Consider the following 26,612-nt stretch of genomic DNA (forward strand, 5'->3'; position numbering starts at 1 on the left):
TATTTATACAGTACCTGTCAGGTTAAATTTGATTTAAATCTTTCTCTCTCCAAAGTTGTTTTCCATCGTGTAAAGTTGCCATAGGAGTTCGACCGCAACACATTTTTCCTTGATGAGTGCGTTGGTTATTATATTCCGCTAACCATTTATCTAAATCAGCTTGTAATTCATTTAAAGCGCTATAGATTTTCTTACGAAAAGCCACCTGATAGAACTCTTGTAATACAGTTTTATGAAAGCGTTCACAAATCCCATTAGTTTGAGGTGAACGAGCTTTAGTTTTTGTATGATCAATATCATTGATAGCGAGATAAAGTTGATAATCGTGATGTTCAACTTTACCACAATACTCACTGCCTCTGTCCGTCAGTATACGTAACACCGGTAACCCATGCTGGGAATAAAAAGGGAGAACCTTGTCATTTAATAAATCTGCCGCCGTTATCGCGCTTTTTGTTGTGTAAAGCTTACAATGAACGACTTTACTGTAAGTATCAATGTAAGTTTGTTGATAAACACGACCAACGCCTTTTAAATGACCGACATAAAAAGTATCTTGTGAACCCAGATAACCTGGATGCGCTGTTTCAATCTCACCACAGGCTTCATCATCTTGCGCTTTCTTTTCTAGAGCACTGATTTGTGATTCTGACAGGATAATTCCTTCTGTTGCGATTTTATCTTCAAGCGCTTTTAGGCGTTTTGTAAAATTTTCGAGATTATGGCGCAGCCAAATAGAGCGAACGCCACTCCCCGAAACAAAAATGCCTTTTTTTCTTAGTTCATTACTACTGCGGTGTTGACCGTGTGCAGGGTATTCAATGGCATACTCAACTACAGCGCTTTCAATCTGTTCATCTACTCTATTTTTTACGTTAGGCACCCGTCGATTTTGATTAATTATTAATAGATTCCCCCCCCAATGAGCGACGATTAATATTTTCATAGCTATAAATATCACCTGTTCGCAAATACCGATAAATGGTTTCTCGAGATACGCCAAATTCTTTTGCTAATTTGGCTTTTTTTTGCCGTTTTTAGCTCTTGATTGCAATGACTGAATTTGCTTTTGGGTAAGACTTTTTTTCGTCCTTTGTAGATTCTTAGCGATAGCGATACCTTCAAGCTGTCGCTCTCTAATCAGTGCCCTTTCAAATTCCGCAAAAGCTCCCCCCATGACGGACAAAAGGAAATTTGACATAGGCGAATCCTCGCCCGTGAAAATTAGGTTTTCTTTGATGAATTCAACACTGACACCCTGCTCAGTCAATGACTTTACCAGACTGCGTAAATCGTCCAAATTCCTGGCCAATCAATCTAAACTATGCACGATCACCTATGTCCCCTTCCTTCACGGACATAGTTTAACAAAGCCTGTAACTGCGGTCGTTCTTTGTTTTTCGCTGATACTTTTTCTTCAAATACTTTGTCGAGGGGGATATTTTTCAATTGCCGTTCTAACTTTTGATCCTCGCTACTCACTCTAATATAACCTGAGTTCGGGATAAGCGGTAGTTATGAGAAAATAAAAATAGCTCATTTATCAATAAAAACCTTTTAAAATCAATTAAATGATAAAAAAAGTAAAGATTTTTAGTAATAGTGGGTTAAAAAACAACCTATTCTCTCTTCTAAAATCATGAAAAAAATCAAAATAAAGCACATATTTTATGTAATACTTTTTAAGTAACCATTTGAATATATAATAAAAAATTAAATTCCTTATCCCGAACTCAGGTTAATATATCCAACTCTTGCGCCTGCCATCTTAACTTCAAATTCCTATATTGTCATATTTAAGTTTATGAGTTTAAGTTTAATACGTCAACTAATTAACAATTATACTCTATTGACACACAAATTAAGCTGACCTGAAAATTGACATTAGGGGTTACTCTAATTTGACAGGTAAATTAGATTTATTAGCTCAGATTTGATCTGACAGTTACTGGTTATTTATACAGTACCTGTCAGGTTAAATTTGATTTAAATCTTTCTCTCTCCAAAGTTGTTTTCCATCGTGTCAAGTTGCAATAGGAGTTCGACCGCAACACATTTTTCCTTGATGAGTGCGTTGGTTATTATATTCCGCTAACCATTTATCTAAATCAGCTTGTAATTCATCTAAAGCCCTATAGATTTTCTTACGAAAAGCCACCTGATAGAACTCTTGTCATACAGTTTTATGAAAGCGTTCACAAATCCCATTGGTTTGAGGTGAACGAGCTTTAGTTTTTGTATGATCAATATCATTGATAGCGAGATAAAGTTGATAATCGTGATGCTCAACTTTACCACAATACTCACTGCCTCTGTCCGTCAGTATACGTAACACCGGTAACCTATGCTGGGAATAAAAAGGGAGAACCTTGTCATTTAATAAATCTGCCGCCGTTATCGCGCTTTTTGTTGTGTAAAGCTTACAATGAACGACTTTACTGTAAGTATCAATGTAAGTTTGTTGATAAACACGACCAACGCCTTTTAAATGACCGACATAAAAAGTATCTTGTGAACCCAGATAACCTGGATGCGCTGTTTCAATCTCACCACAGGCTTCATCATCTTGCGCTTTCTTTTCTAGAGCACTGATTTGTGATTCTGACAGAATAATCCCTTCTGTCGCTATTTTATCTTCTAGCGCCTTTAGACGTTTTTTTTAATTTTCAAGATGATGACGTAGCCAAATAGAGCGAACGCCACTCCCCGAAACAAAAATAAGCGTGTTGCTTAATAGTGAAATAAGGGTATTTCGGTGATTGGAAGTAAATTTTAGGCTGTTCTGAGATGGAAATTCCAAAGACCGGCACTAAGGAGTAAAAAGGTATCATCAATAAAGGGTCTACGATTCCGTAAAATTTGGGTCATACAACCGAGGCGCTTGATACCCGCGATGGCGTGTTCAACCGTAATACGGATGCCCGAGATTATTTTATTTTCTTGTTTTTGTTCAGGCGATAAAGGTCTTTTTCGAGTTCCTTTTTTTGGGATTTGTGTATTAGGATGCTGTTTATCTATACCTTGAAAACCGGTATAGCTAGGCGACTTAATTTTGATTACAGCATATGTATTAAAAACAGGTCATCGATAGTGCATCCTGTTTCCATCTTTTTACGTTTAGCTTGAGACCATTTATGTTCTATAGCTAGGCGACTTAATTTTGATTACAAGGTGTGTTATGAGTTATACAATTGATTTTCGACGTAAAGTAATATCTGTAAGGAAAGCCGAAGGTTTAACAATTCGAGAAACTGCGAAACAATTCCGTATTGGAAAAGCGTCTTTAGTACGTTGGCTTAAACGACCAGAGCCAAAAAATTCAACGCCACGTAAGAGGAAGCTCGATAAAAATGCTTTAGCAAAAGATGTGGAACAGTATCCAGATGCTTACCAAAAGGAACGGGCAGAGCGATTCGGTGTTTGTAAAAAGACTATTTGGCAATCCCTTAAAAAGCTGGGATTAACCTATAAAAAAAACTCTATTCCATCCAAAAACCAACGAAAGCGACAGGCTGGCACATCAGCAAAAAAGACAACAGTATGAAAAAAAAGATAAATCTGTTGTTTTTATTGATGAAAGTGGTTTTTCACATGACACTCCACGAACTCACGGCTATTCCCCAAAAGGTCACCGTTGTTTTGGCCTGAAAAACTGGGGTGCTAAGGGAAGAACAAATGTTATTGGCGCTTTATTGGGAACAACCCTTTTTGCTATCGGATTATTTGATTGCAATATTAATCGTGATGTTTTTTATGTTTGGATCACAAAAATATTGCTCCCAGAACTTCCTGAAAATTCTGTTATTTTTATGGACAACGCTAGCTTTCACAAAGGTAAGAATATTGAACAGGCAATTATAAACGCAGGACACCAGATAGAATATTTGCCTGTGTATTCACCAGATTTAAATCCTATAGAACATAAATGGTCTCAAGCTAAACGTAAAAAGATGGAAACAGGATGCACTATCGATGACCTGTTTTTAATACATATGCTGTAATCAAAATTAAGTCGCCTAGCTATATCGGCCCAGATGTGATGCCAATATAGAGTAATTTTAATAAGCTGTTTTCATTAGGAAAAGCCCCTTTGGTTTTAGTTAATTTCCTAAACTGCCGATGAACCACCTCTACTGCATTGGTCGTATAAATGGGTTTTCTAATGGCTTTAGGGTATCGAAAATAAGCACTGAGCAACTCCCATTTACTTCGCCAGGATTCTAGCACTATCGGGTATTTTTCACCCCATTTCGTTTCCAGTTCATCAAGGGCAAGCTCAGCAGCCGCTTTAGTATCTGCACGATAAACTGGCTTAAAATCAGCCATAAAGGCTTTTTGGTCTTTACTGGCATATAACGTAAGCTATTGCGAATTTGATGAACTACGCATAGCTGAATTTGTTTGATACATAAAATTACCTTTTATTTTATTATCTAATGATGTTAATTAAAACCGGTAACTCTCTTTTTTAAATCAGAATTGTTAGATTAAGTTAAGACTAATACATATAATGAAAATATAAAATTCCCTGACACAGAATTACGAACACCCTCCTCTTAGCTAGAACTGTTCGATTTAATAAGGAGTTTTTCATACAGATTCTTTCTCTTAATATGTGCAGAAGTAGACATATTTTTGCCATCAGGTCTAATGTGTAGATAATCATTGCATCTTTCTAGTATAGTTTGATTCTTCTTATTGATGATGTAATTCTCTCTTTCCTCTTTTTCATGTAACAAAAGATAATTATATATACGCTCTGCACTTTGCACATGTTTATAAAAAGTTACTGGAAGATATTTATCTAATTCTTCATGTTTTAAAAATCTATCTCTTTCACATAACACGCCATCAATATTATCTTTATGTAACTTTTTTAAATTATCAGATTCAAGATAAAGTTTTTTTGATAAAAAGAGACTAAAAATTCCGCATTCAGAGACGCTTTTTTGAATATTCATTGATACCATTGAAAATAAAAAATCATATACTTTCATGTTATTAATAATACATTTTATTCTTATTGCATTCAGCGCTGGAAAGGTATCACCAAGATTTGCAGGTTCAAATAGTACCAAAGATTTTTTGTCGTTAATTACCCTATAATCAAGCACTGTAAAATGGATACCGTCGGAACCAATTTTAGTTAAAATTCTAGCAGATTTAGACCCGCTAGAGACAACAAATTTTATACGTTCTTCAAGATCATCTCTGCTTCCCGCGAATGAGAGACTTATTTCTGGATGCTTTTTGTTTATATTACTTACTAGGTAAGGCATCAACTGAAGATCTAATCTTGCATAATCCTTACTTATCCAATCTCCATTCGCTATATCCTCTTCTAAGGAATTAATAATTTTTTTTAATTCCTCTTCTCTTATTTCATTTTTATTTTCTTCCCAAAGTAAACCATAAAAATTATTGCGGGCTATACCTTCTAACATAAAAACCTTAATTTCCTTTATCCTATCCATTAATAAATAATAAACATTATATTCTGTCTTTAGAATTAATCCCCATATTATTTTTCTTTAATTTTTTATTTTTCTTCATGATGTAAAATATTGACCTCATCGTTATCTAATCGTTTGGTTTGTTTATCTCTATTTTCTTCGTCTATCGATAGATTATCTTCGGCTGGTAAGGATAATTCCTCAGTATCTATCAATTTTTCAGCATCAACACTCTCAGGTAATTTGCTATCCTAATCTTTTAGTATGGATTCATTGATGTCAAGGTTTAACGCTTTGTCTATATCACCAACGGAAAGGCTTTCTTCCGCTGTTGTCGCCAATTCGTTCTGTTTCTCTGTTTCCTGCGTAATTTCTTATACATCAAGCGTTGCAACAAACTCTTTTAGTGATCGTTTGCCTCGCCGGATGGTCGTGAAGTCGATTTGCATTTGTTGACACGGCTGTGTTTCAAAACGGACGACAGGTTCGGGAACAATGCTTGGTTTAAGTTGACAAACAAATCGACGTAACTGAGCAATACCGCTTTGATAGCCTCTTTCAACTACCTCATCAAATAGGACTGTTGCAGGGATCCAATCAGTTTTAGCCAATTCAATTCGCTGAAGCAAATAAGGTTTAAAGGGTGCCAGTTTACTCGATTGTTGACTTCTTTTAGCATAAGTTGGCATCTCCTGTTGTTGTAAATGATGTTTTACGGTATTACGGGAAATGCCCAGTTCACGGGCCATTTTTCGAATGCTTTGTCCTTGTGCAAAGCGAACATGAATATCCACAAATATAGCTAGGCGACTTAATTTTGATTACAAGGTGTGTTATGAGTTATACAATTGATTTTCGACGTAAAGTAATATCTGTAAGGAAAGCCGAAGGTTTAACAATTCGAGAAACTGCGAAACAATTCCGTATTGGAAAAGCGTCTTTAGTACGTTGGCTTAAACGACCAGAGCCAAAAAATTCAACGCCACGTAAGAGGAAGCTCGATAAAAATGCTTTAGCAAAAGATGTGGAACAGTATCCAGATGCTTACCAAAAGGAACGGGCAGAGCGATTCGGTGTTTGTAAAAAGACTATTTGGCAATCCCTTAAAAAGCTGGGATTAACCTATAAAAAAAACTCTATTCCATCCAAAAACCAACGAAAGCGACAGGCTGGCACATCAGCAAAAAAGACAACAGTATGAAAAAAAAGATAAATCTGTTGTTTTTATTGATGAAAGTGGTTTTTCACATGACACTCCACGAACTCACGGCTATTCCCCAAAAGGTCACCGTTGTTTTGGCCTGAAAAACTGGGGTGCTAAGGGAAGAACAAATGTTATTGGCGCTTTATTGGGAACAACCCTTTTTGCTATCGGATTATTTGATTGCAATATTAACCGTGATGTTTTTTATGTTTGGATCACAAAAATATTGCTCCCAGAACTTCCTGAAAATTCTGTTATTTTTATGGACAACGCTAGCTTTCACAAAGGTAAGAATATTGAACAGGCAATTATAAACGCAGGACACCAGATAGAATATTTGCCTGTGTATTCACCAGATTTAAATCCTATAGAACATAAATGGTCTCAAGCTAAACGTAAAAAGATGGAAACAGGATGCACTATCGATGACCTGTTTTTAATACATATGCTGTAATCAAAATTAAGTCGCCTAGCTATATCTCCTTGGTTAACATAAATTACCCGTACAAAAATGTACGAATAATACCAAGTGGATCAGTTTTGCATGATCGGTGACACTAATAAAAAGAGATTGCTACTCTCGAGGCTAGAGTCAGTTAAGTCATATTTAATCGTTTTAATCAATAGTTTTTTTATTCTACAAGACGTTTGGCGTTAGCTAAATACAAGGCTAAAATCATGACTAATATCGAGATTGCATAAATCAGTACAGAAAATGGATCTTTATGTTCTACGATAATTAATCGAATGATAGCGGTAATACCGATATATACAAAATATTGTAAAGGGAAATGATACAGAGAATTAAAATATTTAATTATCAATGCGATAAATTCAAAATAGAGAAAATAATTAACGATACCTTCGAGTAAAAGGTAAGTCTGGGTAGGATTAGCTGACTTGAATAATAGTAAAGATAAGGTAAACGTTTCTTTCATCAAAAAAATAATCAAAATAACAGCTAACAATAATAGACTAAAACTAATTATCCATTGCAATATACGTGATATTAATGTTGACTGAGATAATTCAGATATTCGCAGTTTTGTCATATTTAGTAATTTCATTAACTATAAAATCCCCTTGAAAATAAATAAGGTTACCCCTATTTTAGTATTATAACTAAACAAAGTAATATACGAATCAATAAGCGCAAAAAGGAGGACAATATGTCTTATCGTTCTTTTTCTCTTATTCCAATGCTCAGTGATAACCTATTATCCGACAGATTTACTCAAATGGATAAATTGTTTAGCCGAATAACCGGTGAAAAACCTCTGTCAGATATTCCAGCTTACAATTTATACCAAAAAGATAAAGAAAATCTGGAACTCACAATCGCCGTGCCTGGCTATCACCAACACGAATTAGACATATCGGTGTTAAATAATAAACTAACCATCAGCGGAAAAAGTGAAACTGAGAAAGAAAAAGTTAGTCATGATAGCAAAACAGAGAAATGGTTACATAAAGGTATTGAGAAAAAAGGCTTTTCGATGAGTTTTGACCTTGACCATCGAATAAAAATACAAAATGCCAATTTAGCCGATGGATTGCTAACATTAATTTTTAATTATGAAATACCGGAAGAACAAAAACCACAAAAAATTGCTATTGGTCAAAAATCTCAACCAGAAGTTATTGAGCATAAACCTTAATTTAATAATGCCCCGAAATTAGGGGCATTATTTCTTTCATCATCAATTAACTATTTATTTTTGATTAAAAAAATAAATAAGTTTATATTTCATCTCTGATAAATATTTTTGATAGTTTTCCTCTGCACCTTGATGTTTAGCTTTATCGATATCGCCACGTCCACCAAGAAAAATAGTATTTGCAAAGTATTCTGTTTTTAAAACAGATTCAGCGATTAACGCTAATTTATCATCGACAGAAATAGAAGGTGTTTCATTAGAAACTTTATTTATATTTTTTTTCATAATACGACAGCCTAATTTAAGCATTTCTAATGCGATTGCTGTTCGATTACAGGATGATTTTCCTTCACCATCATTAATCCTTTTTTCAGAAATAGCATCAATAACATCGACAACCGATTTAGGAATACGTACAGTAACTTTATAATCTTCAGGAATCATCATTAATATACTAAATTAAATTTACAAATATTTAAAAAATAATTATGCCATCAATTACTGCTTTTTGACATCTTTTAATGGCGAAATAATAAAAATAAATTAAAATCAATTAGATAAAATAATGGCAAATGCTGGCTTTTTAAATGAAAAATCATTTTTTAATGGCAATTGCCATCATACTGTTTTTTTATATATATTTATATTAAAATTATATAGATTGTAAATAAATAACAAAAAAACTCTAAATGCATTCTTTCCTTAATTAACAATATATTGGCAAATAATTTTATTTATGCCATTTTTTAATGGCAATTTTTATAAAAAAATATAATTTAATTAATAAAAAATAAATATATTTCATATACTTAAAACAAAATGAGTATTTTGCGTGTGATGTGTGTAAGTTAGTGGTAGAAAAGCGAATTGAGGTAGGTAAACTTAAAAATGATTATTGGAATTCCTTTGAAAAATCCTTTTACTTTTTGGGGGCGACAATATGCCTAATTGTTCTTATTTTGAAAAAAGAATTTGATTATGAAGATAAAAAATTTAATGTTGCTGTTTTTTCTTTTTATCTCAAAATTCTCGCTGGCCAATTGCTTCGATAGAGCAGGAATTTATTATCAAATAGACCCCGATTATTTAAGAGCCATTGCCTAGCAAGAATCCAACTTTAATCAATCATCCTTGTTTAAATATTCCATATTGGTGCCATGATTTTGAGTCGTAACTTTGCTATCTACGGTAAACATTGGTTAGCCGTCGGAATGTATAACGCTGGAATGAAAAATACCAATACATCAATTAAAAATTGTTACCACTATGCCAGAAAAATTTATCAATACTACAACCAGATTAAAGACAGAAAAATTAACTCAAAACAAATTGATTAAAAAATTTTTTATTACTATCACTCATTTCCTGATAAAGCGTAATTCAAAGGTAACCAATTAATATTACGATTGATTAAATTTAATGCTATTTTTATACCTGCTGGTTCATTACCGTTACCATGAATTAAAACAATACTTCCTGATTTAGGTTGTTCACCTTTCGCTAACCAGGCATTACTACCAATTGGAATTAAACCTAAATTTTTTATTTTTTTCATTAGCGATTGCTAATAAACACCTAAAGAAATCACTTTCAAACAACCTATTTGAAGGACATAAATCAATACGAAGAAACATACCTTTAATATCATCAGAATGCGTCAACCCATAATTCTGCAAAAGATAAGGGCGAGATGAGTATTTTTTTAACGCCTTAAAATAGGGAATATGTTCTAACTTTTTAGTTGTAAAATAATTTGATTGATTATGTTGTAATGGTTTTCTGTAGTTTAAATTTACAGCTTTATCCGTTTCAGTGATAAGCGTTACCGGATCAACTAACAAATAATTAAGGTCGTTATTAGAAAAATAACTCCGAATAGCTATTTTTAACTCCCCTTTTGAATTATACATAGGGATAAAAATATTTTGATAATCATCAATAGCGGTTTTAGCATAAATTTTTGATAAAAAGAGAAAGAGTGCTATAAATTGCATTAGTCTTAACTTAATCTGACAATTATGATTTAAAAAAGAGCGTTACCGGTTTTAATTAACATCATTAGATAATTAAATAAAAGGTAATTCTATGTATCAAACAAATAATCCTATCATCAAACATAAAGTCGGGTTACTTAACCTCGCTGAAGAGCTTAATAACGTCTCAAAAGCCTGTAAGATTATGGGGGTATCCCGAGATACGTTTTATAGCTAGGCGACTTAATTTTGATTACAGCATATGTATTAAAAACAGGTCATCGATAGTGCATCCTGTTTCCATCTTTTTACGTTTAGCTTGAGACCATTTATGTTCTATAGGATTTAAATCTGGTGAATACACAGGCAAATATTCTATCTGGTGTCCTGCGTTTATAATTGCCTGTTCAATATTCTTACCTTTGTGAAAGCTAGCGTTGTCCATAAAAATAACAGAATTTTCAGGAAGTTCTGGGAGCAATATTTTTGTGATCCAAACATAAAAAACATCACGATTAATATTGCAATCAAATAATCCGATAGCAAAAAGGGTTGTTCCCAATAAAGCGCCAATAACATTTGTTCTTCCCTTAGCACCCCAGTTTTTCAGGCCAAAACAACGGTGACCTTTTGGGGAATAGCCGTGAGTTCGTGGAGTGTCATGTGAAAAACCACTTTCATCAATAAAAACAACAGATTTATCTTTTTTTTCATACTGTTGTCTTTTTTGCTGATGTGCCAGCCTGTCGCTTTCGTTGGTTTTTGGATGGAATAGAGTTTTTTTATAGGTTAATCCCAGCTTTTTAAGGGATTGCCAAATAGTCTTTTTACAAACACCGAATCGCTCTGCCCGTTCCTTTTGGTAAGCATCTGGATACTGTTCCACATCTTTTGCTAAAGCATTTTTATCGAGCTTCCTCTTACGTGGCGTTGAATTTTTTGGCTCTGGTCGTTTAAGCCAACGTACTAAAGACGCTTTTCCAATACGGAATTGTTTCGCAGTTTCTCGAATTGTTAAACCTTCGGCTTTCCTTACAGATATTACTTTACGTCGAAAATCAATTGTATAACTCATAACACACCTTGTAATCAAAATTAAGTCGCCTAGCTATATACTGACGGACAGAGGCAGTGAGTATTGTGGTAAAGTTGAACATCACGATTATCAACTTTATCTCGCTATCAACGATATTGATCATACAAAAACTAAAGCTCGTTCACCTCAAACTAATGGGATTTGTGAACGCTTTCATAAAACTGTATTACAAGAGTTCTATCAGGTGGCTTTTCGTAAGAAAATCTATAGGGCTTTAGATGAATTACAAGTTGATTTAGATAAATGGTTAGCGGAATATAATAACCAACGCACTCATCAAGGAAAAATGTGTTACGGTCGAACTCCTATGGCAACTTTACACGATGGAAAACAACTTTGGAGAGAGAAAGATTTAAATCAAATTTAACCTGACAGGTACTGTATAAATAACCGGCAGTTGTCATATTAAGTCTGAACTAATACATAGGTATCAGGTTATACCAGTACTAACAAGCAATGACAAGTCGTTGCCATAGGCGACCATCTTGATACAGGGAATTAAAGGAACTGATGATGTTGCTGGTCGGCACCGTGATTTATGGCAACCTGGGAGAATTATCGGTTTCGCCAGGGCACCGCCAGCAATGGCATGATAGCACAAATCCAAAATATGTTGTCAAGCATGTTTAAAAAATCCACCACCGATGCGGCGTTAACCGATAAGGAGCGTGCCTTGATTGGCAGTAGTACCCGCGTACAAATCCTGCGCTACGTGATTGACAGTGCCTCACTCAGTCTCGATGTTAAATGCGTTTTGCCTACACCGCTTGGGCCAAGCAACACTACATTTTTATTACGCTCAATTCCTGTATTTGTTGCTTAGGAAGAGGGTGTTCATAATTCTGTGTCAGGGGATTTTATATTTTGATTATACCATCTAGGCTCCCTTTAAAATAGATGGACAATTGAGCAATGGTTAACGCCCAGTTACTAATCGGCATAGTCCATTTGTTGGATACCTGATTGATGCCAATATAGAGTAATTTTAATAAGCTGTTTTCATTAGGAAAAGCCCCTTTGGTTTTAGTTAATTTCCTAAACTGCCGATGAACCACCTCTACTGCATTGGTCGTATAAATGGGTTTTCTAATGGCTTTAGGGTATCGAAAATAAGCACTGAGCAACTCCCATTTACTTCGCCAGGATTCTAGCACTATCGGGTATTTTTCATCCCATTTCGTTTCCAGTTCATCAATGGCAAGCTCAGCAGCCGCTTTAGTATCTGCACGATAAACCGGCTTTAAATCAGCCATAAAGGCTTTTTGGTCTTTACTGGCATATAACGTAAGCTATTGCGAATTTGATGAACTACGCATAGCTGAACTTCTGTCTGCGGGAAAATACTGGCTATCACTTCTGGAAACCCTTTTAATCCGTCAACACAAGCGATTAAAATATCTTGTATACCACAGTTATGTAAGTCAGTCAGAACGCTCAGCCAATGATGTGCTCCTTCTGTTTCAGACATATAGAGTCCTAACCATTCCTTATACCCATCGGTGGTTAGTCCAAGTACTGTGTAGATTGCCTTATTGATATAGTAACCATCATGTTTTATCTTGTAATGAATGGCATCGAGCCAGACAAAAGGATAGAGCGCCTCCAGAGGGCGTTGTTGCCAGGCTTTTAATTCAGGGAGTAATTTGTCAGTAATATGCGTAATAGCTCCATCTGATATTTCCAGTCCATATAATTCTGCAACATGTTTTTGAATATCACGATAACTCATGCCTAATGTAAATAACGATAGGATTTTGTTATCACATCCTCTGATAATTTTGTCTGATTTTTCTTAATGAGCTGAGGCTCAAAAGCACCTGACCTGTCTCTGGGCGTTTTCAGTTCAAATTGACCTGATGTCGATTTAACCGTTTTTCGAGTATAGCCATTTTTACGCGTATCGATTGACGTTGTCGATAGGGAGTGTTCTATTTCTGCCTGCAGGGCAGCTTCGGTCAGCTGTTTTATGAGTGGTGTGAGTATTCCATCCGTACCGAGTAAATTTTTACCTGATTGTAATTGCTTCAACGCTTCATCAAAATTAAATGATTGATTTCTCATATGTCATACCTCTTTTTTTGAGTTTAAGATATGACACAGATTTTTGAACACTACTCTTAGAAACCAGAAGATTAATCGCTATTGCTTTGATTTCATGAAGTGAAATTGCTTTGGCACTCGCTGCAATTTTCGAAGTTACCTTGTCACGAAATGAGGTATATTGTTAAAAAAGCTCAGGCTCATCTCGGACGGATTAGCCAACAAATCATCCGCATCACGTATTTCGCCTTCATCGTATTCTTCCTGAACGCCAAATATCGTGAGCAAAGCGCAAAACTGGTCTATTTCCTGTTCTTCGGTAATATCCGTCTGTTTTTCAGTATTAGCGATTATTGTCAAAAAACATTCATGCTCTCGCCCTGGAGTTAACCATGGGATTTTTTGATTTTATAAAAGAAGCCGGTGAAAAGGTAATTGATATGGTATCTGGAAACCATATCGAGCAAAGTAAAAAACTGACAGAATACATTAAAAACATGGATTTTCCTGGTGAAGATGACGTTAAAGTTGAGGTGATTGAAAGAAAAGCTACCGTTTATGGCGAAAATATTACTCAGGAATCAAAAGAAAAAATCCTTGTTGCTGTAGGGAATGTCGCTGGTATTACTTCAGTTGAAGATAAAATTACTGCATTAGCCACTAATGATAGTAAAGCTGAGAATAAATTCTATACGGTGGTTGCTGGCTATACGTTAAGTAAAATAGCTAAAGAACAGTACGGAAACGAAAAGGATTATCTGAAAATTTTTGAGGCTAATAAACCCATGCTAACGCATCCAGACAAAATATATCCAGGGCAAAAACTCATCATTCCACAATAGTATCAATATTTTGAATTTCAGAATTGAAATAAAGAAGCCAACCGCAACAGTTGGCTATTAGTATTGATGGAAATTTTTATATTTCTAATAATCAAATATCGACTCATGGCAACTCAATCATAAACTTTCAACAAAGATTTTCAACTCCATATTCCACAAGCAAACTTATCCAAATTGTTATGTTTTGCCAACTGACTTAATAGGCCATCTGAGTTTCAGTAAGTGCAGAAATTTTATCTAAAAAACTATTTATTTGATTCTCTAAGCGTGTTGCTTAATAGTGAAATAAGGGTATTTCGGTGATTGAAGTAAATTTTAGGCTGTTCTGAGATGGAAATTCCAAAGACCGGCACTAAGGAGTAAAAAGGTATCATCAATAAAGGGTCTACGATTCCGTAAAATTTGGGTCATACAACCGAGGCGCTTGATACCCGCGATGGCGTGTTCAACCGTAATACGGATGCCCGAGATTATTTTATTTTCTTGTTTTTGTTCAGGCGATAAAGGTCTTTTTCGAGTTCCTTTTTTTGGGATTTGTGTATTAGGATGCTGTTTATCTATACCTTGAAAACCGGTATCGGCCCAGATGGTTACCTCAGGGGGAATATGGCGAATTATATCGACTTTATCGAGTAAGCGTTTATCGTGACGGCGCCCATTTTTGATCATGGGGATAAATCCAATTTTCCTCGTTTCGTCAGTCATAATAAGCCCTTTTCGAGTGGTCTGTCTTTTCTTTCCCGAATACATTTTTTTTCGCCGACGCAGATTCTTAGGCTTTTGGACAGGTCGCTCTGTCCCATCAATAAAGACGTCTTTAACTCCAGGAAAGGCGCGAAAAAATTCCTCAGCAGAGCGAATTTGACGAGCGGGCAAAACACATTCTCGCCCCAAGGTCATCTCTAAAACCGGCAATAATATTTTTACCCAGCGACATACCCGTGTTCTATCTAAACCAAAAAGAAGTCCTTGCAAATCATAGGTCGGATAACATTTTAAATACAATAAAATAAAAAGCAGTTTATCTAATGGGGTTGGGATAAATCCTTTCTGCCCTGCACCCATCTGCCGCTCGTGATCTTTTCGATTCTTTTTCCGATAAATCAAATAACAAGCTGAAAATTCAGCGGCTAAATTTTTCAATTCTTCGACTGATAATCCAATGATTGCTTTACATAAACGATTATCTCGTAACAACCGCTCTTTGTTGACCATTTCGAACCGTTATTTTCTAAGTTAAACCTCTTTTTATTGTCTATAGCGTGACAAAAAATGCAAGTCTCTATTCAGCAACTATTTTTCTGGTAAACTCATTACATTGCGTTATGCAGGAGAATATTTTGATAAATCCAACGCCAGAACAACAAGCTGTCATTGACTGGCATGGTGAGAAGCTTGTGGTTAATGCTTTTGCCGGAACAGGAAAGACCTTAACGTTAGTGAAATATGCCGAAAAACGTCCAGAACTAAGGATGCTATATATTGCGTTTAATCGCTCAGTGAGAGAAGAGGCAGACGAGAAATTTCCCGCTAACGTGCTTTGTAAAACCTCTCATCAACTGGCATGGCCCTGCTTTGGCAGAAATTACGCTAATCGATTAACAAATTCTCTGCGTCTTTTTGATATTGCTAATGCTATTGAGAGTGATGACTGGTTATACGTAAAAGCGATTCAGGATACCTTAAAGAACTTTATGTGCAGTGTGGATAGTCAGATTATGTTACGTCACTGTCCTTCAATTCTAATGGGTGAAGTCAAAAAATCGTTTACCGCTAATGAGGTCGTCAGACAGAGCGAACGTCTTTGGCATCGAATGATTGACCTTTCTGATAATTTTCCCGTTATTCATGATATGTATTTAAAACTGTACCAACTATCCCAACCTAACCTTTCCCATCGTTTTGACGTTATTTTGTTTGATGAAGCGCAGGATGCTAACCCTGTTACCCATGATATTGTTTTCCGTCAAACCACGAAGTTAGTCATGGTTGGTGATGCTCATCAACAGATTTATCGTTTTCGAGGGGCGGTCGATGCGTTGAATGCCCCTTCGCTTACGGATGCTGACCGCCTCTGGTTAACGCATAGCTTTCGTTTTGGTGCCTGTGTCGCGGATGTGGCTAATGCATTACTGGCGATGAACGATGAACCCCATCAGGTGGTTGGCAGAGGTGAAAAAGATGACATTCTCGTTGATATTCCTAAGCAAGGCTTTCCTCACCGAGCCATACTCAGTCGAACGGTAGCCGGTGTGATTGGTTCGGCACTGGAAGCCAGTAGCAAAAAAGCGACTATCTATTGGGTTAATGGGATAGCGGCTTATCGTATCGATGAATTAATTAACCTTCACTGGTTTTCACTCGGTAAGCGAAAAAAGATGAGCAACCAACGGCTTTACACTGAATATCACGATTATTCGAATTATAAGCGCATGGCGAATGCCAGTGGTGACCAGGAAATGTTGCAATCTATCAAAATCATAGAGAAATTTACCCCGTTACCGAAGAAAGTGGATGTTTTACGTAAACGAACGGTAGACAGTGAAGATGAAGCAATAGTTACGGTTACAACTGCCCACCGAGCAAAGGGACTGGAGTGGGATATTGTCGAAATCAATAACGACTTTCCGAATAATCTTTTTGACCCTAATATGGACAAAGCAGCCTTTAGAGATGAAGTGAATTTGTTGTATGTTTCAACAACCCGAGCGAAGAAGACACTTATCCTCAATAAATTGTTGGTAAATATTCTGGCCAAAGTTGCTGAGAATGAAAAAAACGGCACTGACTTTATTCAGGAATGCCTCTAGAAACGCCTGTAATCGATTTTAAGTGGCCTATAAAGCGCTGTAAGTTTTTCAATATAGGTGAAAGAGATGTAGCGATTTTTAATTTGAAAGTCGTATATGTAGTGGTCAACTAAAATTGGCCACCCTACCTGACTGTTCACGGAACGGTCGCTCTGATTCGTTTGGCGTTAATCCACCGTTATACAAGTGAGGTCTTATATCGCTATAGTAGTGGGTTATGTAGCGAATAATGGTTGACTGAGCAGTACTAAAGCTTTGGTAGCCAGTCGTTGGCACCCATTCGGTCTTCAGACTACGGAAGAATCGTTCCATCGGACTATTATCCCAAAAATTCCCTCTGCGACTGATACTTTGGGTCATCTGATAACGCCACAATGCCTGCCTATACTGACGACTGGTATAATGACTTCCCTGATCACTATGGAACATCACCTGTTTTGGATGCCCACGTAGTTCCCAAGCCATTTGTAGTGCTTTGGCTGTTAATTCTGAGTCTGGTAAGCGTGTTGTTTAATAGTGAAATAAGGGTATTTCGGTGATTGAAGTAAATTTTAGGCTGTTCTGAGATGGAAATTCCAAAGACCGGCACTAAGGAGTAAAAAGGTATCATCAATAAAGGGTCTACGATTCCGTAAAATTTGGGTCATACAACCGAGGCGCTTGATACCCGCGATGGCGTGTTCAACCGTAATACGGATGCCCGAGATTATTTTATTTTCTTGTTTTTGTTCAGGCGATAAAGGTCTTTTTCGAGTTCCTTTTTTTGGGATTTGTGTATTAGGATGCTGTTTATCTATACCTTGAAAACCGGTATCGGCCCAGATGGTTACCTCAGGGGGAATATGGCGAATTATATCGACTTTATTGAGTAAGCGTTTATCGTGACGGCGCCCATTTTTGATCATGGGGATAAATCCAATTTTCCTCGTTTCGTCAGTCATAATAAGCCCTTTTCGAGTGGTCTGTCTTTTCTTTCCCGAATACATTTTTTTTCGCCGACGCAGATTCTTAGGCTTTTGGACAGGTCGCTCTGTCCCATCAATAAAGACGTCTTTAACTCCAGGAAAGGCGCGAAAAAATTCCTCAGCAGAGCGAATTTGACGAGCGGGCAAAACACATTCTCGCCCCAAGGTCATCTCTAAAACCGGTAATAATATTTTTACCCAGCGACATACCCGTGTTCTATCTAAACCAAAAAGAAGTCCTTGCAAATCATAGGTCGGATAACATTTTAAATACAATAAAATAAAAAGCAGTTTATCTAATGGGGTTGGGATAAATCCTTTCTGCCCTGCACCCATCTGCCGCTCGTGATCTTTTCGATTCTTTTTCCGATAAATCAAATAACAAGCTGAAAATTCAGCGGCTAAATTTTTCAATTCTTCGACTGATAATCCAATGATTGCTTTACATAAACGATTATCTCGTAACAACCGCTCTTTGTTGATCATTTCAAACCGTTATTTTCTAAGTTAAACCTCTTTTTATTGTCTATAGCGTGACAAAAAATGCAAGTCTCTATTCAGCAACTATTTTATTGCCTAGCCCACCGGTTTTCGGGCAAACAAATCCAATACCACAGCCAGATAGGCCCATCGTGAGCCTGTCCAAATATAGGTTACATCGCCGCACCAAACCTGGTCAGGCTTTGTAACAACGAACTGCCTATTGAGCAGATTTGGAATATCAATACGTTCATTTCCACCGCGGTTGTATTTATGTTTTCGCTCTTGGCAACTGACGATGATTAATTCTTTCATCAACTTACCCGCTAACCACCGCCCAAGTTTCACGTTGTGTGTATTGGTAACCATCGTGGCGATAGTCCTTGCGCCAGCAGAGCCGCCACTAACGTTCCACGCTTCGCTGACTAGGCTACAAGCCTGTTGCTCAATAGCAAAATTAATTATGACTTACAAAAAAACCAGCCGATGATGATAAAATCATCAATTTTTGCATTAAAAATAACCTATGTAAGATTAAAAAATAAACTATTTTTGTATTTTTTAGATGTATCTAACTTGTTTTTATTTTAAGCAACTTTATTTCACTATTGAGCAACATGCTTTACGTTTTATCGTCCGCTCAATATCTGGCTCCTTAGGCCGACACCAATAGCGATAACTGCTTCGGTGAACATTAAAAATACGACACAAAGTTTTCACCGGATAAAGCACTCTTAACTGTTGTGATGGGAACCATGGTAAAGCGGTACTTCGCTTATGGGGTGGTCAATTTGGCGCTGTCCTGACCCTCAATGTAATTCTGAGAAACGGGTTAAATTTAGTCGAAGCTGCCCACATTATGGCGTCAAAGCTTGCCTACAATGGATTAACAATACGCTAGCTTGGTTACCCGAATTTCCTTGGTAGCACATCACTTTTACCATGCCTTGTGAATATTGGCCTATTATTCGCGCCAACCGTTGGCTTCTCGGTGAAATGAATCGATTAGCCGCTGATGTGATATTAACCATCTGCCGTGACCTCAATATCACCCCGGGCGTTTTCACTGCCATCCATACCTGGGGACGAGACCAAAATGGCATCCGCATATTCATTTTTCAACCACAGCCGGCGGGGTGACTAAAAAGAATACCTGGCGGGATATCAGCTTTTATCGCGAAAACATTATGACAATGTGGCGATATCGGATAACGACATTATTGAGAAAACATTATTACACGCTCACCATTCCCGATGAGCTTAAAGCTGAAGGAAGAAGTAAAGCATCATGGAATCAATTACTTAACACTCACGACAAGCGTGGGTGGAATATTAATTTTTCTGATATTCTTTCCAATATTACCCATGTCACCCTTTATCTCGGATTTTATCTAAAGAAACCCCCTGTCTCGCTCAGTCGCTTAAAACATTATTCCGGCGAAGATAACATCACGTTACGCTATAAGAGCCACCGCACGAAAAAACAGGAAGACCTGGTCATGACATCCGATGAATTTATTACCCTGTTTGCGTCTCATGTGCCAGAAAAATGGTTTTACATGATCTGCTATTACGGCTTTTTAAGTCCATCAGCACGGATGCGAAAAATGTTAACGGAGGTTGTTTATTCTTTAGCCCAGCAAGATAAAAAATCCGCTAAAAAAGTCACCTGGCGAAACATGTATCAACACGTCTTTAAAGTCGATCCACTTGCTTGTCTCTTATATGGGAAAAAATTACTTTTCGCAGGAATGAATTTTGGATTGAATCGTAAAGAACTTATGGCACGTCATCATGATCTGGCTTGTTTGCGGTGACGATAAAAACTCACGACAGGCTAGATCTATCTTTCCGTTCAAAATTGATTAACAATTAATCGTTTTTTAACTATCTATTCTGTTCCTTATCTCAACCTTCAATATAATTTTGGCGAAATTTAGAAGAAAATAAAAAGGATTTCATCATGGCGTAGGTTAATGAGTAACCATTTCGGGTATTAATTTCTTATACATCAAGCGTCAAGATGAAGTACTTCACTGGGTAAGTGCTGGCAAAACCTATTGGGAAATCTCTGTAATTTTCGAGTGACCTAGCTCCTTGTAATTTCCGGCTATCTTCCGCTTCCTCGCCCGTTCTCTCACTTCGTTCGGTCACTTGGCTGTGGCGAGCGGTGGTGGTTAAGTTTTGAAAATATTTTTTAATTTATTTTAAAAGAAAATCGTGTTTTTACTTAACTGAGTCCGCTCACCGCAGGAGACGTTGAGGCGGGGCGCAGCTTGCGAGCACCGAACAACGTTGACGAGGAAGCGGAAGTTAATCTGTTACTAATGAGTTGTTTGTTAAACTTAGATAAAAAGACTTAAGAAAGGGAGATACTCTAACTTACTGAAATATAACGTATCGCGTTTTCATTTTCTGTTAGTGTTACTATCATTTTTAGATAGAGTAAATTTCAAAATAAGGCATTAATTTGATAGAAAGTCTATTTTTTTTGATATACTATCTATCTAAAATATTATTTTAGATGAAAGTGACGTTATCATGAAATCATCAAAAAATGAAACTGCTATACGATATAACAGTAATCCTTTTATTAACAATATGCTATTATCAACAAAAATGAAACAAATCAAGGTTTCTAGATTGGGTAAAGATGACAACATACTAGTTAATAGAACTACTGGTGAAGTTAATGGAACACATGTGATTACTTATCGTAAAGTAGATGATGAGAAATTCGTTAAATTATTCACTTCAAATATTGCTTTAACTTTTGATCTTAAATCTGCTGGTATAAAGGCTTTTAATGTTCTTATGTGGTCTGTTCAAAGAACAGCTATTGATACTGATCTAGTGTGTCTTGATAAATATGCTCTTAATGATTTTCTTCAAGAAAATACATTGAAAATGAGTATGCCAACTTTTTGGCGCGGTCTTAAAGAGTTAGAGGATGTTAAAGTAATAGCTAAGGCAAGAAAACTTGGTTTTTATTACATAAACCCTAACTTTGTTTTTAATGGAGATCGGATAGCATTTACAACAGCTATTGAAAAAATAAAGAAGTAATAAAAATAGTCGCCCTGCATTAGTGCTACAACACTAAAGCAGAGCTAATCCAACAACCTAACGTAACTAGGAGTCGGACTATGAGAAATAGTACCTTCAGTGTGCGCGTAATTGAAGCACAAAATCAAATCATCGAGTTATTTACTCCAACCTCACGCAATTTAACCCTTCGTCAGCGTGCCCGAATTCTCAAGAGAGTTGGGGGGGCTGCATGAAATACACCTATACCATTAACGGATTTCGGCGCACCTATCAGGGGCGTCCTGATGTGCGTTTCACCTGTTGTCATTGTGGAAAACTCTCATTAGCTCTCGTGAGCTTCTTTTGGTGAGCAAGACTGGATAACCACCGTCCCTCTGTTTTTCCTGAATAAGCCTGTATCGAGTTTGTTGAAAAATTAACCGTAAACAATTCAAGGCGCTTTTTTACCATCCTTTGATAAGCGTGTTGCTTAATAGTGAAATAAGGGTATTTCGGTGATTGAAGTAAATTTTAGGCTGTTCTGAGATGGAAATTCCAAAGACCGGCACTAAGGAGTAAAAAGGTATCATCAATAAAGGGTCTACGATTCCGTAAAATTTGGGTCATACAACCAGGCGCTTGATACCCGCGATGGCGTGTTCAACCGTAATACGGATGCCCGAGATTATTTTATTTTCTTGTTTTTGTTCAGGCGATAAAGGCCTTTTTCGAGTTCCTTTTTTTGGGATTTGTGTATTAGGATGCTGTTTATCTATACCTTGAAAACCGGTATCGGCCCAGATGGTTACCTCAGGGGGAATATAGCGAATTATATCGACTTTATCGAGTAAGCGTTTATCGTGACGGCGCCCATTTTTGATCATGGGGATAAATCCAATTTTCCTCGTTTCGTCAGTCATAATAAGCCCTTTTCGAGTGGTCTGTCTTTTCTTTCCCGAATACATTTTTTTTCGCCGACGCAGATTCTTAGGCTTTTGGACAGGTCGCTCTGTCCCATCAATAAAGACGTCTTTAACTCCAGGAAAGGCGCGAAAAAATTCCTCAGCAGAGCGAATTTGACGAGCGGGCAAAACACATTCTCGCCCCAAGGTCATCTCTATGTAGTGGCATACTAAATTTGGCCACCTAAGTTGAGGTGATATGCTTACCTCATAATTTTTATAGGTGCCGAAATGAGTAAAATAATTACTGCTGAATTTAAATGTGAAACCGCCAAATTAGTCCTTGACCAAAATTACACCTACCAGGAAGCCGCGAAAGGCATGAACGTCAGTCTTTCAGCGATTAGCCGGTGGGTAAGAGCCCTTCGTTTAGAACGTCAAGGGAAAACATCGCCTGGTCTGCCATTAACACCTGAACAAATTGAGTTCAGAGAAATGAAGAAAAAAATCCACCGGCTGGAAATGGAGAATGACATCTTAAAAAAGGCTACTGCGCTCTTATAGCTAGGCGACTTAATTTTGATTACAAGGTGTGTTATGAGTTATACAATTGATTTTCGACGTAAAGTAATATCTGTAAGGAAAGCCGAAGGTTTAACAATTCGAGAAACTGCGAAACAATTCCGTATTGGAAAAGCGTCTTTAGTACGTTGGCTTAAACGACCAGAGCCAAAAAATTCAACGCCACGTAAGAGGAAGCTCGATAAAAATGCTTTAGCAAAAGATGTGGAACAGTATCCAGATGCTTACCAAAAGGAACGGGCAGAGCGATTCGGTGTTTGTAAAAAGACTATTTGGCAATCCCTTAAAAAGCTGGGATTAACCTATAAAAAAAACTCTATTCCATCCAAAAACCAACGAAAGCGACAGGCTGGCACATCAGCAAAAAAGACAACAGTATGAAAAAAAAGATAAATCTGTTGTTTTTATTGATGAAAGTGGTTTTTCACATGACACTCCACGAACTCACGGCTATTCCCCAAAAGGTCACCGTTGTTTTGGCCTGAAAAACTGGGGTGCTAAGGGAAGAACAAATGTTATTGGCGCTTTATTGGGAACAACCCTTTTTGCTATCGGATTATTTGATTGCAATATTAATCGTGATGTTTTTTATGTTTGGATCACAAAAATATTGCTCCCAGAACTTCCTGAAAATTCTGTTATTTTTATGGACAACGCTAGCTTTCACAAAGGTAAGAATATTGAACAGGCAATTATAAACGCAGGACACCAGATAGAATATTTGCCTGTGTATTCACCAGATTTAAATCCTATAGAACATAAATGGTCTCAAGCTAAACGTAAAAAGATGGAAACAGGATGCACTATCGATGACCTGTTTTTAATACATATGCTGTAATCAAAATTAAGTCGCCTAGCTATATTGTCTATAGCGTGACAAAAAATGCAAGTCTCTATTCAGCAACTATTTTGATGATGAAAGCGTGTTCGGGTGCTTGTTGTCACTGTTCTGATAACCAGCGAGAACAGACATTGCCAAAAGCCAGAGGCAGCATTTTACGGAGATTGGAACAACAGGCCAGTAACCGCATTGAGGGGCGAAATAATGAAATACTTCAAAACAACGATTATCACAACGGTTGACCACGAGAAGGGTAAGACAACAAATTTCATCTATCTTTCCTCTGAGACGAAAATAGCTGCCAAGAAATTGGCTTCTGAGCATATCTTTAAAACTGACGGCGCAAATTGCTGTTTTTACAAATCGCCAAGGCTAGAAGAAATTAGCATTGAAGAGTATCTAGCCAATACCGAAGAACAGGAAATAGACCAGTTTTGCGCTTTGCTAACGATTTTTGGTGTTCAGGAAGAATACGACGAAGGCGAAATTCGAGATGCTGACGATTTGTTGATTTATCCTTCCGATGAGCCTGAGCTTTTTGAAAAATATACCGAATTTCGTGACAAGGTAACCTCGAAAATTGCAACGAGCGATAAAGCAATTTCACTCAATGAAATAAAAGAAATAGCCATTAACCTTTTTGTATCTTGAGAAAATAATACGTTATTAACGCAATTAACAGAGTTATCCACTGAATCTGTCGTTATCTCTGTGGAAAACGTGGGAGAAGTAGAAAAAAGCGAGGCGAATATAGTACCTGAAGGATTGGTTAATAATTATACAGAAGGGTAATAATTAATTAACTTAAAAGTCACAAACATAGACGACAACTCTATCTTCTCCGCTTTTCCTCCCGTTAACGGAAAAATCATGAGCGGTGAATGTATCACGCTTGAGATGTTGAACGGCTGTGTTGGTGCGCTGAAACCCACAGAAAGTTTAATTGTTTGCCGTCTGTCAAATATAGCTAGGCGACTTAATTTTGATTACAGCATATGTATTAAAAACAGGTCATCGATAGTGCATCCTGTTTCCATCTTTTTACGTTTAGCTTGAGACCATTTATGTTCTATAGGATTTAAATCTGGTGAATACACAGGCAAATATTCTATCTGGTGTCCTGCGTTTATAATTGCCTGTTCAATATTCTTACCTTTGTGAAAGCTAGCGTTGTCCATAAAAATAACAGAATTTTCAGGAAGTTCTGGGAGCAATATTTTTGTGATCCAAACATAAAAAACATCACGGTTAATATTGCAATCAAATAATCCGATAGCAAAAAGGGTTGTTCCCAATAAAGCGCCAATAACATTTGTTCTTCCCTTAGCACCCCAGTTTTTCAGGCCAAAACAACGGTGACCTTTTGGGGAATAGCCGTGAGTTCGTGGAGTGTCATGTGAAAAACCACTTTCATCAATAAAAACAACAGATTTATCTTTTTTTTCATACTGTTGTCTTTTTTGCTGATGTGCCAGCCTGTCGCTTTCGTTGGTTTTTGGATGGAATAGAGTTTTTTTTATAGGTTAATCCCAGCTTTTTAAGGGATTGCCAAATAGTCTTTTTACAAACACCGAATCGCTCTGCCCGTTCCTTTTGGTAAGCATCTGGATACTGTTCCACATCTTTTGCTAAAGCATTTTTATCGAGCTTCCTCTTACGTGGCGTTGAATTTTTTGGCTCTGGTCGTTTAAGCCAACGTACTAAAGACGCTTTTCCAATACGGAATTGTTTCGCAGTTTCTCGAATTGTTAAACCTTCGGCTTTCCTTACAGATATTACTTTACGTCGAAAATCAATTGTATAACTCATAACACACCTTGTAATCAAAATTAAGTCGCCTAGCTATATCAGTCGAAGAATTGAAAAATTTAGCCGCTGAATTTTCAGCTTGTTATTTGATTTATCGGAAAAAGAATCGAAAAGATCACGAGCGGCAGATGGGTGCAGGGCAGAAAGGATTTATCCCAACCCCATTAGATAAACTGCTTTTTATTTTATTGTATTTAAAATGTTATCCGACCTATGATTTGCAAGGACTTCTTTTTGGTTTAGATAGAACACGGGTATGTCGCTGGGTAAAAATATTATTGCCGGTTTTAGAGATGACCTTGGGGCGAGAATGTGTTTTGCACGCTCGTCAAATTCGCTCTGCTGAGGAATTTTTTCGCGCCTTTCCTGGAGTTAAAGACGTCTTTATTGATGGGACAGAGCGACCTGTCCAAAAGCCTAAGAATCTGCGTCGGCGAAAAAAAATGTATTCGGGAAAGAAAAGACAGACCACTCGAAAAGGGCTTATTATGACTGACGAAACGAGGAAAATTGGATTTATCCCCATGATCAAAAATGGGCGCCGTCACGATAAACGCTTACTCGATAAAGTCGATATAATTCGCCATATTCCCCCTGAGGTAACCATCTGGGCCGATACCGGTTTTCAAGGTATAGATAAACAGCATCCTAATACACAAATCCCAAAAAAAGGAACTCGAAAAAGACCTTTATCGCCTGAACAAAAACAAGAAAATAAAATAATCTCGGGCATCCGTATTACGGTTGAACACGCCATCGCGGGTATCAAGCGCCTCGGTTGTATGACCCAAATTTTACGGAATCGTAGACCCTTTATTGATGATACCTTTTTACTCCTTAGTGCCGGTCTTTGGAATTTCCATCTCAGAACAGCCTAAAATTTACTTCAATCACCGAAATACCCTTATTTCACTATTAAGCAACACGCTT

Annotated in this window: 35 protein-coding genes and 10 pseudogenes; 21 read left to right on the forward strand and 24 right to left on the reverse strand. The window is 36.9% G+C overall.

Annotated features, from left to right (window positions below; translation table 11 throughout):
• Positions 1 to 22: 22 nt before the first annotated feature.
• From AYJ55_RS01065 to AYJ55_RS35360, 5 genes and pseudogenes are all read right to left on the reverse strand, one after another.
• A pseudogene (locus AYJ55_RS01065) lies at positions 23 to 1,010 on the reverse strand (IS481 family transposase); the annotation flags it as partial.
• Positions 1,011 to 1,012: 2 nt separating this feature from the next.
• A complete protein-coding gene (locus tag AYJ55_RS35350; protein ID WP_425393759.1) occupies positions 1,013 to 1,312 on the reverse strand; it encodes a recombinase family protein in 300 nt (99 codons plus the stop codon).
• Positions 1,313 to 1,332: 20 nt separating this feature from the next.
• Positions 1,333 to 1,482 carry a recombinase family protein gene (locus AYJ55_RS35355; protein WP_425393760.1) on the reverse strand — a complete coding sequence of 50 codons (150 nt, stop codon included), beginning with the start codon at positions 1,480 to 1,482 and terminating at the stop codon, positions 1,333 to 1,335.
• A gap of 541 nt (positions 1,483 to 2,023) precedes the next feature.
• A pseudogene (locus AYJ55_RS01075) lies at positions 2,024 to 2,719 on the reverse strand (integrase core domain-containing protein); the annotation flags it as partial.
• Positions 2,720 to 2,877: 158 nt separating this feature from the next.
• Positions 2,878 to 3,057, reverse strand: a pseudogene (locus AYJ55_RS35360) (transposase family protein); the annotation flags it as partial.
• 121 nt (positions 3,058 to 3,178) lie between these two features.
• Here AYJ55_RS35360 and AYJ55_RS01080 point away from each other — a divergent pair.
• Positions 3,179 to 3,544, forward strand: coding sequence for an IS630 transposase-related protein (locus AYJ55_RS01080; RefSeq protein WP_063653415.1), 366 nt, complete (start codon positions 3,179 to 3,181; stop codon positions 3,542 to 3,544).
• Entirely contained in the window at positions 3,513 to 4,001 is a 489-nt protein-coding gene (locus AYJ55_RS01085; RefSeq protein ID WP_063653499.1) for an IS630 family transposase, read from the forward strand. The genes AYJ55_RS01080 and AYJ55_RS01085 overlap by 32 nt, the downstream gene beginning before the upstream one ends.
• Before the next feature lie 37 nt (positions 4,002 to 4,038).
• Here AYJ55_RS01085 and AYJ55_RS01090 read toward each other — a convergent pair.
• The 4 genes and pseudogenes from AYJ55_RS01090 to AYJ55_RS01100 all read right to left on the reverse strand — a co-directional run.
• Positions 4,039 to 4,400 (reverse strand): annotated as a pseudogene (locus tag AYJ55_RS01090) (transposase); the annotation flags it as partial.
• Positions 4,401 to 4,556: 156 nt separating this feature from the next.
• Positions 4,557 to 5,474 (reverse strand): YopJ/AvrA family T3SS effector serine/threonine acetyltransferase, encoded by a 918-nt coding sequence (locus AYJ55_RS01095; protein WP_162505206.1) that lies wholly within the window; start codon positions 5,472 to 5,474, stop codon positions 4,557 to 4,559.
• Positions 5,475 to 5,539: 65 nt separating this feature from the next.
• Entirely contained in the window at positions 5,540 to 5,668 is a 129-nt protein-coding gene (locus AYJ55_RS34345) for a hypothetical protein (RefSeq protein ID WP_281181063.1), read from the reverse strand.
• Between the two features lie 159 nt (positions 5,669 to 5,827).
• Positions 5,828 to 6,247 carry an NUMOD1 domain-containing DNA-binding protein gene (locus tag AYJ55_RS01100; protein WP_063653694.1) on the reverse strand — a complete coding sequence of 140 codons (420 nt, stop codon included), beginning with the start codon at positions 6,245 to 6,247 and terminating at the stop codon, positions 5,828 to 5,830.
• 41 nt (positions 6,248 to 6,288) lie between these two features.
• On the opposite strand from AYJ55_RS01100, the gene AYJ55_RS01105 reads away from it, so the two are divergent.
• Together AYJ55_RS01105 and AYJ55_RS01110 are read left to right on the forward strand one after the other, a co-directional pair.
• Positions 6,289 to 6,654: an IS630 transposase-related protein gene (locus AYJ55_RS01105; RefSeq protein ID WP_063653415.1), complete on the forward strand. Its 366-nt coding sequence runs from the start codon at positions 6,289 to 6,291 to the stop codon at positions 6,652 to 6,654.
• On the forward strand, positions 6,623 to 7,111 hold the full coding sequence (locus AYJ55_RS01110; RefSeq protein ID WP_063653499.1) for an IS630 family transposase: 489 nt from the start codon (positions 6,623 to 6,625) through the stop codon (positions 7,109 to 7,111). Before AYJ55_RS01105 ends, AYJ55_RS01110 begins: the two co-directional genes overlap by 32 nt.
• Positions 7,112 to 7,289: 178 nt before the next feature.
• On the opposite strand, the gene psiE is transcribed toward AYJ55_RS01110, so the two are convergent.
• Entirely contained in the window at positions 7,290 to 7,694 is a 405-nt protein-coding gene (gene psiE / locus AYJ55_RS01115) for a phosphate-starvation-inducible protein PsiE (RefSeq protein WP_425393762.1), read from the reverse strand.
• A 132-nt stretch (positions 7,695 to 7,826) separates the two neighbouring features.
• Here psiE and AYJ55_RS01120 point away from each other — a divergent pair, with 132 nt between their 5' ends.
• Positions 7,827 to 8,315 carry an Hsp20 family protein gene (locus tag AYJ55_RS01120; protein WP_063653696.1) on the forward strand — a complete coding sequence of 163 codons (489 nt, stop codon included), beginning with the start codon at positions 7,827 to 7,829 and terminating at the stop codon, positions 8,313 to 8,315.
• Positions 8,316 to 8,369: 54 nt separating this feature from the next.
• Here the strand turns inward: AYJ55_RS01120 and AYJ55_RS01125 are convergent, their stop codons facing one another.
• On the reverse strand, positions 8,370 to 8,762 hold the full coding sequence (locus tag AYJ55_RS01125) for a relaxosome protein TraM (protein ID WP_063653698.1): 393 nt from the start codon (positions 8,760 to 8,762) through the stop codon (positions 8,370 to 8,372).
• A 404-nt stretch (positions 8,763 to 9,166) separates the two neighbouring features.
• On the opposite strand from AYJ55_RS01125, the gene AYJ55_RS01130 reads away from it, so the two are divergent.
• Entirely contained in the window at positions 9,167 to 9,367 is a 201-nt protein-coding gene (locus AYJ55_RS01130) for a hypothetical protein (RefSeq protein WP_162505207.1), read from the forward strand.
• 105 nt (positions 9,368 to 9,472) lie between these two features.
• Complete coding sequence (locus AYJ55_RS35055; protein ID WP_063653703.1) at positions 9,473 to 9,652, forward strand: lysozyme family protein; 180 nt, start codon at positions 9,473 to 9,475, stop codon at positions 9,650 to 9,652.
• A gap of 17 nt (positions 9,653 to 9,669) precedes the next feature.
• On the opposite strand, the gene AYJ55_RS30355 is transcribed toward AYJ55_RS35055, so the two are convergent.
• Both AYJ55_RS30355 and AYJ55_RS01145 read right to left on the reverse strand, forming a co-directional pair.
• Positions 9,670 to 9,870 (reverse strand): polysaccharide deacetylase family protein, encoded by a 201-nt coding sequence (locus AYJ55_RS30355; protein WP_063653705.1) that lies wholly within the window; start codon positions 9,868 to 9,870, stop codon positions 9,670 to 9,672.
• On the reverse strand, positions 9,830 to 10,309 hold the full coding sequence (locus AYJ55_RS01145; protein WP_063653706.1) for a hypothetical protein: 480 nt from the start codon (positions 10,307 to 10,309) through the stop codon (positions 9,830 to 9,832). Before AYJ55_RS01145 ends, AYJ55_RS30355 begins: the two co-directional genes overlap by 41 nt.
• A gap of 91 nt (positions 10,310 to 10,400) precedes the next feature.
• On the opposite strand from AYJ55_RS01145, the pseudogene AYJ55_RS24455 reads away from it, so the two are divergent.
• Positions 10,401 to 10,520 (forward strand): annotated as a pseudogene (locus AYJ55_RS24455) (helix-turn-helix domain-containing protein); the annotation flags it as partial.
• Positions 10,521 to 10,541: 21 nt separating this feature from the next.
• Here AYJ55_RS24455 and AYJ55_RS24460 read toward each other — a convergent pair.
• Entirely contained in the window at positions 10,542 to 11,363 is an 822-nt protein-coding gene (locus AYJ55_RS24460) for an IS630 family transposase (RefSeq protein WP_063654603.1), read from the reverse strand.
• Between the two features lie 37 nt (positions 11,364 to 11,400).
• Between AYJ55_RS24460 and AYJ55_RS24465 the strand changes: the two are divergent.
• Positions 11,401 to 11,751, forward strand: a pseudogene (locus AYJ55_RS24465) (integrase core domain-containing protein); the annotation flags it as partial.
• 171 nt (positions 11,752 to 11,922) lie between these two features.
• Positions 11,923 to 12,207, forward strand: a complete 285-nt coding sequence (locus tag AYJ55_RS35365) for a hypothetical protein (protein WP_063653718.1) — start codon at positions 11,923 to 11,925, stop codon at positions 12,205 to 12,207.
• Positions 12,208 to 12,241: 34 nt separating this feature from the next.
• Here the strand turns inward: AYJ55_RS35365 and AYJ55_RS01165 are convergent.
• Both AYJ55_RS01165 and AYJ55_RS35370 read right to left on the reverse strand, forming a co-directional pair.
• A pseudogene (locus AYJ55_RS01165) lies at positions 12,242 to 13,113 on the reverse strand (IS256 family transposase).
• A gap of 2 nt (positions 13,114 to 13,115) precedes the next feature.
• Complete coding sequence (locus AYJ55_RS35370; RefSeq protein ID WP_074167846.1) at positions 13,116 to 13,445, reverse strand: transposase; 330 nt, start codon at positions 13,443 to 13,445, stop codon at positions 13,116 to 13,118.
• A 105-nt stretch (positions 13,446 to 13,550) separates the two neighbouring features.
• Between AYJ55_RS35370 and AYJ55_RS30365 the strand changes: the two genes are divergently transcribed.
• Both AYJ55_RS30365 and lysM read left to right on the forward strand, forming a co-directional pair.
• Positions 13,551 to 13,814, forward strand: coding sequence for a hypothetical protein (locus AYJ55_RS30365; RefSeq protein WP_187153139.1), 264 nt, complete (start codon positions 13,551 to 13,553; stop codon positions 13,812 to 13,814).
• A 2-nt stretch (positions 13,815 to 13,816) separates the two neighbouring features.
• Positions 13,817 to 14,266 (forward strand): peptidoglycan-binding protein LysM, encoded by a 450-nt coding sequence (lysM, locus tag AYJ55_RS01175; protein ID WP_063653722.1) that lies wholly within the window; start codon positions 13,817 to 13,819, stop codon positions 14,264 to 14,266.
• 315 nt (positions 14,267 to 14,581) lie between these two features.
• Here the strand turns inward: lysM and AYJ55_RS01180 are convergent, their stop codons facing one another.
• Positions 14,582 to 15,481, reverse strand: coding sequence for a transposase family protein (locus AYJ55_RS01180; RefSeq protein ID WP_074167847.1), 900 nt, complete (start codon positions 15,479 to 15,481; stop codon positions 14,582 to 14,584).
• A 125-nt stretch (positions 15,482 to 15,606) separates the two neighbouring features.
• Here AYJ55_RS01180 and AYJ55_RS01185 point away from each other — a divergent pair, with 125 nt between their 5' ends.
• On the forward strand, positions 15,607 to 17,076 hold the full coding sequence (locus AYJ55_RS01185; protein ID WP_245677231.1) for a UvrD-helicase domain-containing protein: 1,470 nt from the start codon (positions 15,607 to 15,609) through the stop codon (positions 17,074 to 17,076).
• A 105-nt stretch (positions 17,077 to 17,181) separates the two neighbouring features.
• On the opposite strand, the pseudogene AYJ55_RS01190 reads toward AYJ55_RS01185, so the two are convergent.
• The 4 genes and pseudogenes from AYJ55_RS01190 to AYJ55_RS34350 form a co-directional block, all read right to left on the reverse strand.
• Positions 17,182 to 17,574 (reverse strand): annotated as a pseudogene (locus AYJ55_RS01190) (DDE-type integrase/transposase/recombinase); the annotation flags it as partial.
• 53 nt (positions 17,575 to 17,627) lie between these two features.
• Positions 17,628 to 18,527 carry a transposase family protein gene (locus AYJ55_RS01195; protein ID WP_063653726.1) on the reverse strand — a complete coding sequence of 300 codons (900 nt, stop codon included), beginning with the start codon at positions 18,525 to 18,527 and terminating at the stop codon, positions 17,628 to 17,630.
• Between the two features lie 93 nt (positions 18,528 to 18,620).
• Positions 18,621 to 18,953, reverse strand: a pseudogene (locus tag AYJ55_RS01200) (DDE-type integrase/transposase/recombinase); the annotation flags it as partial.
• A gap of 165 nt (positions 18,954 to 19,118) precedes the next feature.
• The gene (locus tag AYJ55_RS34350) at positions 19,119 to 19,253 is read right to left on the reverse strand and encodes a hypothetical protein (RefSeq protein WP_281181064.1); all 135 of its coding nucleotides are present in this window, start codon (positions 19,251 to 19,253) and stop codon (positions 19,119 to 19,121) included.
• 210 nt (positions 19,254 to 19,463) lie between these two features.
• Here AYJ55_RS34350 and AYJ55_RS27675 point away from each other — a divergent pair, with 210 nt between their 5' ends.
• The 3 genes from AYJ55_RS27675 to AYJ55_RS01210 all read left to right on the forward strand — a co-directional run bounded on the left by AYJ55_RS27675 (position 19,464) and on the right by AYJ55_RS01210 (position 21,587).
• Positions 19,464 to 19,661, forward strand: coding sequence for a hypothetical protein (locus AYJ55_RS27675; RefSeq protein ID WP_162505208.1), 198 nt, complete (start codon positions 19,464 to 19,466; stop codon positions 19,659 to 19,661).
• Complete coding sequence (locus AYJ55_RS01205) at positions 19,658 to 20,338, forward strand: transposase (protein WP_245677232.1); 681 nt, start codon at positions 19,658 to 19,660, stop codon at positions 20,336 to 20,338. The genes AYJ55_RS27675 and AYJ55_RS01205 overlap by 4 nt, the downstream gene beginning before the upstream one ends.
• Positions 20,339 to 21,062: 724 nt before the next feature.
• The gene (locus tag AYJ55_RS01210) at positions 21,063 to 21,587 is read left to right on the forward strand and encodes a replication/maintenance protein RepL (RefSeq protein ID WP_063653730.1); all 525 of its coding nucleotides are present in this window, start codon (positions 21,063 to 21,065) and stop codon (positions 21,585 to 21,587) included.
• 584 nt (positions 21,588 to 22,171) lie between these two features.
• Here AYJ55_RS01210 and AYJ55_RS01215 read toward each other — a convergent pair.
• Complete coding sequence (locus AYJ55_RS01215; protein WP_063653732.1) at positions 22,172 to 22,663, reverse strand: transposase family protein; 492 nt, start codon at positions 22,661 to 22,663, stop codon at positions 22,172 to 22,174.
• Positions 22,664 to 22,741: 78 nt separating this feature from the next.
• Here AYJ55_RS01215 and AYJ55_RS01220 point away from each other — a divergent pair.
• From AYJ55_RS01220 to AYJ55_RS01235, 4 genes and pseudogenes are all read left to right on the forward strand, one after another.
• Positions 22,742 to 22,996, forward strand: a pseudogene (locus AYJ55_RS01220) (transposase); the annotation flags it as partial.
• A gap of 51 nt (positions 22,997 to 23,047) precedes the next feature.
• Positions 23,048 to 23,413, forward strand: coding sequence for an IS630 transposase-related protein (locus tag AYJ55_RS01225; RefSeq protein WP_063653415.1), 366 nt, complete (start codon positions 23,048 to 23,050; stop codon positions 23,411 to 23,413).
• Positions 23,382 to 23,870, forward strand: coding sequence for an IS630 family transposase (locus AYJ55_RS01230; RefSeq protein ID WP_063653499.1), 489 nt, complete (start codon positions 23,382 to 23,384; stop codon positions 23,868 to 23,870). Before AYJ55_RS01225 ends, AYJ55_RS01230 begins: the two co-directional genes overlap by 32 nt.
• Before the next feature lie 207 nt (positions 23,871 to 24,077).
• Entirely contained in the window at positions 24,078 to 24,524 is a 447-nt protein-coding gene (locus tag AYJ55_RS01235; protein WP_063653737.1) for a hypothetical protein, read from the forward strand.
• 335 nt (positions 24,525 to 24,859) lie between these two features.
• On the opposite strand, the gene AYJ55_RS01240 is transcribed toward AYJ55_RS01235, so the two are convergent.
• Positions 24,860 to 25,393 carry an IS630 family transposase gene (locus AYJ55_RS01240; protein ID WP_162505291.1) on the reverse strand — a complete coding sequence of 178 codons (534 nt, stop codon included), beginning with the start codon at positions 25,391 to 25,393 and terminating at the stop codon, positions 24,860 to 24,862.
• Positions 25,317 to 25,682, reverse strand: a complete 366-nt coding sequence (locus AYJ55_RS01245) for an IS630 transposase-related protein (RefSeq protein ID WP_063653415.1) — start codon at positions 25,680 to 25,682, stop codon at positions 25,317 to 25,319. Before AYJ55_RS01245 ends, AYJ55_RS01240 begins: the two co-directional genes overlap by 77 nt.
• Positions 25,683 to 25,732: 50 nt before the next feature.
• On the opposite strand from AYJ55_RS01245, the gene AYJ55_RS01250 reads away from it, so the two are divergent.
• Positions 25,733 to 26,560, forward strand: coding sequence for a transposase family protein (locus AYJ55_RS01250; RefSeq protein WP_162505210.1), 828 nt, complete (start codon positions 25,733 to 25,735; stop codon positions 26,558 to 26,560).
• The last annotated feature ends 52 nt before the right edge of the window (positions 26,561 to 26,612 follow it).

The sequence above is a fragment of the Candidatus Arsenophonus triatominarum genome, from assembly GCF_001640365.1.
In the GTDB taxonomy this organism is placed as follows: domain Bacteria; phylum Pseudomonadota; class Gammaproteobacteria; order Enterobacterales; family Enterobacteriaceae; genus Arsenophonus; species Arsenophonus triatominarum.

Coding starts and splice junctions, on each gene's coding strand:
- AYJ55_RS27675 (WP_162505208.1), top strand. CDS start 19,464: ATGCCTTGTGAATATTGGCCTATTATTCGCGCCAACCGTTGGCTTCTC.
- AYJ55_RS30355 (WP_063653705.1), bottom strand. CDS start 9,870: ATGAAAAAAATAAAAAATTTAGGTTTAATTCCAATTGGTAGTAATGCC.
- AYJ55_RS01080 (WP_063653415.1), top strand. CDS start 3,179: ATGAGTTATACAATTGATTTTCGACGTAAAGTAATATCTGTAAGGAAA.
- AYJ55_RS35055 (WP_063653703.1), top strand. CDS start 9,473: ATGATTTTGAGTCGTAACTTTGCTATCTACGGTAAACATTGGTTAGCC.
- AYJ55_RS01125 (WP_063653698.1), bottom strand. CDS start 8,762: ATGATGATTCCTGAAGATTATAAAGTTACTGTACGTATTCCTAAATCG.
- AYJ55_RS35365 (WP_063653718.1), top strand. CDS start 11,923: ATGGCAACCTGGGAGAATTATCGGTTTCGCCAGGGCACCGCCAGCAAT.
- AYJ55_RS01120 (WP_063653696.1), top strand. CDS start 7,827: ATGTCTTATCGTTCTTTTTCTCTTATTCCAATGCTCAGTGATAACCTA.
- AYJ55_RS01210 (WP_063653730.1), top strand. CDS start 21,063: ATGAAATCATCAAAAAATGAAACTGCTATACGATATAACAGTAATCCT.
- AYJ55_RS24460 (WP_063654603.1), bottom strand. CDS start 11,363: ATGAGTTATACAATTGATTTTCGACGTAAAGTAATATCTGTAAGGAAA.
- AYJ55_RS01145 (WP_063653706.1), bottom strand. CDS start 10,309: ATGCAATTTATAGCACTCTTTCTCTTTTTATCAAAAATTTATGCTAAA.
- AYJ55_RS01245 (WP_063653415.1), bottom strand. CDS start 25,682: ATGAGTTATACAATTGATTTTCGACGTAAAGTAATATCTGTAAGGAAA.
- lysM (WP_063653722.1), top strand. CDS start 13,817: ATGGGATTTTTTGATTTTATAAAAGAAGCCGGTGAAAAGGTAATTGAT.
- AYJ55_RS01180 (WP_074167847.1), bottom strand. CDS start 15,481: ATGGTCAACAAAGAGCGGTTGTTACGAGATAATCGTTTATGTAAAGCA.
- AYJ55_RS01235 (WP_063653737.1), top strand. CDS start 24,078: ATGAAATACTTCAAAACAACGATTATCACAACGGTTGACCACGAGAAG.
- AYJ55_RS01095 (WP_162505206.1), bottom strand. CDS start 5,474: ATGGATAGGATAAAGGAAATTAAGGTTTTTATGTTAGAAGGTATAGCC.
- AYJ55_RS01105 (WP_063653415.1), top strand. CDS start 6,289: ATGAGTTATACAATTGATTTTCGACGTAAAGTAATATCTGTAAGGAAA.
- AYJ55_RS35370 (WP_074167846.1), bottom strand. CDS start 13,445: ATGAGAAATCAATCATTTAATTTTGATGAAGCGTTGAAGCAATTACAA.
- AYJ55_RS01225 (WP_063653415.1), top strand. CDS start 23,048: ATGAGTTATACAATTGATTTTCGACGTAAAGTAATATCTGTAAGGAAA.
- AYJ55_RS01195 (WP_063653726.1), bottom strand. CDS start 18,527: ATGATCAACAAAGAGCGGTTGTTACGAGATAATCGTTTATGTAAAGCA.
- AYJ55_RS01215 (WP_063653732.1), bottom strand. CDS start 22,663: ATGACCTTGGGGCGAGAATGTGTTTTGCCCGCTCGTCAAATTCGCTCT.